Genomic DNA, 3,611 nt, shown 5'->3' with positions numbered 1-3,611 from the left:
GAACCTGGAGTTCCCGTACAAGAAGCCGAAGAGGGGAGAACTGAACGACGAGGAGAAGGAATACAATCGGGGGCTCAGCTCGTTCCGGGTCAGGGTGGAGCACCGGATCGGGCGGGTGAAACGTTTCAGGATCGTCTCCGAGCGGTTTCGAAATCCGCTGAGGACACACGACACCAAGGTATCCATCGTCGCGGGCCTCGTGAACCTCGAAGACGGCTTCGGTCCGTTCTGAAGGGGCCGCGAGAGACAAAAGGCATGCCCGGCTCAGGAAAACAGGTCAGGCGACTTTCGCAATAGGTCTATTCAACCGCAAGCAAGCGGCCAAATGGGCTACAATAATGCATCCTATAGCACCGAAGTGGCGGGCGTGGACAAGATCCGTGATCTGCTGCTCGGCAATCAAATGCAAGATTACGATCGCCGCTTCTCTCTGCTCGAAGAGCGATTTCTGCAGCGCTTTCGGGAAATCGAGTCTGAGATGACACACAAGCTCAGCTCTCTCGAATCGAGCGCAAAGAAGCAGATGGAATCCTTTACAGCCGAGCTGCGCGAAGAAAAAGATCTGCGCATCGATGCCAACAAGGAGATCGAGCGGGTAGAGCGCGAGCACAATGACGCGGTTGAAAAGCGTCTGCGCTCGACGTCAGACCAGTTGAGCCGGCTCGAGCGCGAGCAGAACGACCGCTTGACTCAAGAGGTGCAGTTGCTGCGCGAGGAAATAAGGCGCAGGCACGAGGACCTGCAGCACACGATCGAGAAGATGTTCGCCGAGCTGAACGGCGTCAAAACCGATCGTAATTTGCTCGCCAGCTTGTTCGTCGAGGTCGCCCGATGCCTGAACCAGGACATCGGACCAAAGAGCGCCGGCAGGAGCGCCATCGAGCCCCCGCGCGGTTGGGTGCCCAGCTGATCGGCCCAACGCGTTGAGCACATCCGCCGCCGATACGCTTGAAGCGCTCGTTCGTCCCTTCGCAGGCGATCCAGGTATCGATCGTAAAGGGCTTGCTGGGCTCCTGGTCGAGCTCGTGCGGAACGTCGAGCCACGCTTCTGTGAAGAGCCGATCGGGGTGCGCCCAATCGATCCCCGGCTTGAACAGCTGCGGACCTTGCTGTTCGAGCGCGAGCTCGAATTACTGTCACGGCTGAGCGAGGTCATAGACGATCCCGAGCAGCTCGCGATCACGGTCGCGCGCATTTTGCCCACAGCGATTGCTCAGGTGTCGAGCGACGCGCGGCTCGGGGAGGTGTTGGCCCCGGCTTTGGAGAAGGCAACGCAAAGCTCGATCCGAAGTGATCCGCGGACGCTGCTCAATATCCTTTATCCGCTGATCGTCCCGGCGATCCGCAAATCGATCTGGGAGGCGATTGACGAGACCTTCCAATCGCTCAATCAATCGCTGAAGTACAGCCTCACTTGGAGCGGGCTCAAATGGCGCTGGGAGGCTTGGCGCACCGGCACTCCCTTCGCCGAGGTCGTGCTCAGGCACACGCTCATCTATCAGGTCGAGCACGTCTTTCTTATCCACCGTGATACGGGGCTGTTGATCTCCCATGCCGCGGCGGATAATGCAGTGGGCCAGGACCCGCAGCTGGTTTCGTCGATGCTGATCGCGATCCAGGATTTCGTGCGGGATTCCTTCAGCGGTGCCGAGCAACAGGGGCTCGATACGGCCCGGCTGGGAGAGCTCTGGCTGTGGTCCGAGCCGGGGCCCATCGCGACCTTGGCCGCGGTGATCCGAGGCAATCCGCCGGAAGGCTTGCACGAAACGTTGCGCGGCATCCTGTCGCGGATCCACGACGAGCGCCGACATGCGCTCGAGAGCTTCGACGGCGATAGCTCCCACTTCGCCGATGTCGAGGCAAATTTGAGGGAATGCGTCGCTCTCGAGCAGCACGCGCCACAAGCTGCAGAACGCGGCTTTCCATGGTTCGCCGCTCTGGTCGGGTTGGTATTGCTGGCACTCGTGGGAGCAGGGGGCGTGCGGTGGTGGCAGAACGAGCGGGCCTGGGAATACACGCAACAGCTGCAGCAGGCCAAGCAGCGGATCTGGGACGGCTACGTCGCGCGGCTAAGAGCGCGGCTAAGAGCGCAACCCGGCATCGTGATCACCGAGGTCGGGCAGCAGGACGGCAAGTTTCTGGTCGCCGGATTGCGCGATCCGCTCGCAGTCGACCCACAATTGTTGCTCCGCCACGCGGGGATCGACCCCGCCGCTGTCGTCAGCCATTGGGAGCTTTATCAGGGGCTTGATCCGGCGTTTGTGTTAAAGCGGGTGCAGGCTTCGCTTGACCCGCCGCCGACCGTGACGCTCACACTCGATGGCGATCACATCGTGGCTCGGGGATCGGCACCGTTCACCTGGATCGAGCGCGTGCGCATCGCGAGCCGGATGTTGCCAGCGGGGGGACCCAATCTCGATCTCTCTCGGGTATCGGACGTCTATCAAGGGGCGATCGGCAAGCTGAGCGAGGCTATCCAGTCGCACGAGATTCATTTCAATTTCAACCAGGCGCTGCCGGCAGCGGGGCAGGACGTCGTGCTCGATCAGCTGGCAGGGGAGCTGAAAAAGCTCGCATCCTTGGCGTCCGCTATGCGAGTGGCTGCGAGGGTGACGGTCACCGGGCATTCAGACGAAACCGGCAGCGATGCGTTCAATCTTTCGCTGAGCTTGGCGCGGGCCGAAGCTGTCCGCGCACTGCTGAAGAAGCGCGGCGTCGATCCCGATATGCTCGCGGTGCGCGGCGCCGGTGCGCTCGAGCCGCTGGAGCCGGCCTCCTCCGAGGCCGCACGCTCGGCCAACCGCCGGGTTTTATTCAAAGCCGAGATCGAGGAACAGCGATGATCGCTACGCAGCAGAAGAAGGTCTGCATGCTCGGTGCTTTCTCGGTCGGCAAGACCAGCCTGGTCAAGCGCTTCGTCCAGAGCATCTTTTCCGAGACCTATCTGACCACGGTTGGCGTCAAAATCGACAAGAAGAATGTCGTGCTATCCGATCGGATTGTGACCCTGATCCTGTGGGATCTGGCGGGCGAGGACGACATCGCCTCGCTCCGCATGAGCTATCTGCGGGGCTCTGCCGGATATGTGCTGGTCGCCGACGGGACCCGGCCCTCGACCCTCGAGATCGCGCTGTCGCTGCGTTGACGGGTTGAAGCGGATTTCGGCGCCCTGCCATTCGTGTTGCTGGTGAACAAAAGCGATCTTCGGGAAGAGTGGGCAATCTCTGACAAGGACGTCGAGGGGCTTCAGGGAAATGGCTGGTGGGTGCAGTCGACGAGCGCACGAACCGGGGAGGGCGTCGAGGATGCTTTCAAGGCGCTCGCCGAGCGCGTTGCGCGCTGAGTCATGGCAGGCCTCCCCGCAACCGTCGCCAAGCGGCTGCAAGCGTTGATCTATGATGAGCGGGCGGTGGCCTATCTGCAGGTTGATGCCGGGCTCACCCTGGTCGGCGCCGGCGGGCATCTCGAGGCTTATGGGCTGGCGGGTTTGCAGCTGGGCGAGCCGGCCACCGAGCAGGCCTTCTTTCTTGAAGGGCTTCTCCCGCTGGTCGAGTCGCCCTATGTCGTGCCCGCGATGGAGCTCGCGAGCGGCCGTGCGGCCGATCTTCATT

Annotated in this window: 3 protein-coding genes and 2 pseudogenes; all 5 read left to right on the top strand. The window is 61.9% G+C overall.

The features are described from left to right. The coding region (locus JOZ76_RS37600) for a transposase family protein (protein ID WP_291706421.1) at positions 1-232 on the top strand (232 nt) is incomplete at its 5' end. A gap of 93 nt (positions 233-325) precedes the next feature. After that, positions 326-910 (top strand): hypothetical protein, encoded by a 585-nt coding sequence (locus tag JOZ76_RS37595; RefSeq protein ID WP_291706420.1) that lies wholly within the window; start codon positions 326-328, stop codon positions 908-910. Positions 911-923: 13 nt separating this feature from the next. Next, positions 924-2,843 carry an OmpA family protein gene (locus tag JOZ76_RS37590; protein WP_291706419.1) on the top strand — a complete coding sequence of 640 codons (1,920 nt, stop codon included), beginning with the start codon at positions 924-926 and terminating at the stop codon, positions 2,841-2,843. Beyond that, a pseudogene (locus JOZ76_RS37585) lies at positions 2,840-3,343 on the top strand (Rab family GTPase). The gene JOZ76_RS37590 and the pseudogene JOZ76_RS37585 overlap by 4 nt, the downstream one beginning before the upstream one ends. 3 nt (positions 3,344-3,346) lie before the next feature. After that, positions 3,347-3,611, top strand: a pseudogene (locus JOZ76_RS37580) (adenylate/guanylate cyclase domain-containing protein); the annotation flags it as partial.

The organism is Bradyrhizobium sp. (assembly GCF_019244115.1).
In the GTDB taxonomy this organism is placed as follows: Bacteria; Pseudomonadota; Alphaproteobacteria; order Rhizobiales; family Xanthobacteraceae; genus Bradyrhizobium.
This window is presented reverse-complemented; position numbering and strand designations above follow the sequence as displayed.

Coding starts and splice junctions, on each gene's coding strand:
- JOZ76_RS37595 (WP_291706420.1), top strand. CDS start 326: ATGGGCTACAATAATGCATCCTATAGCACCGAAGTGGCGGGCGTGGAC.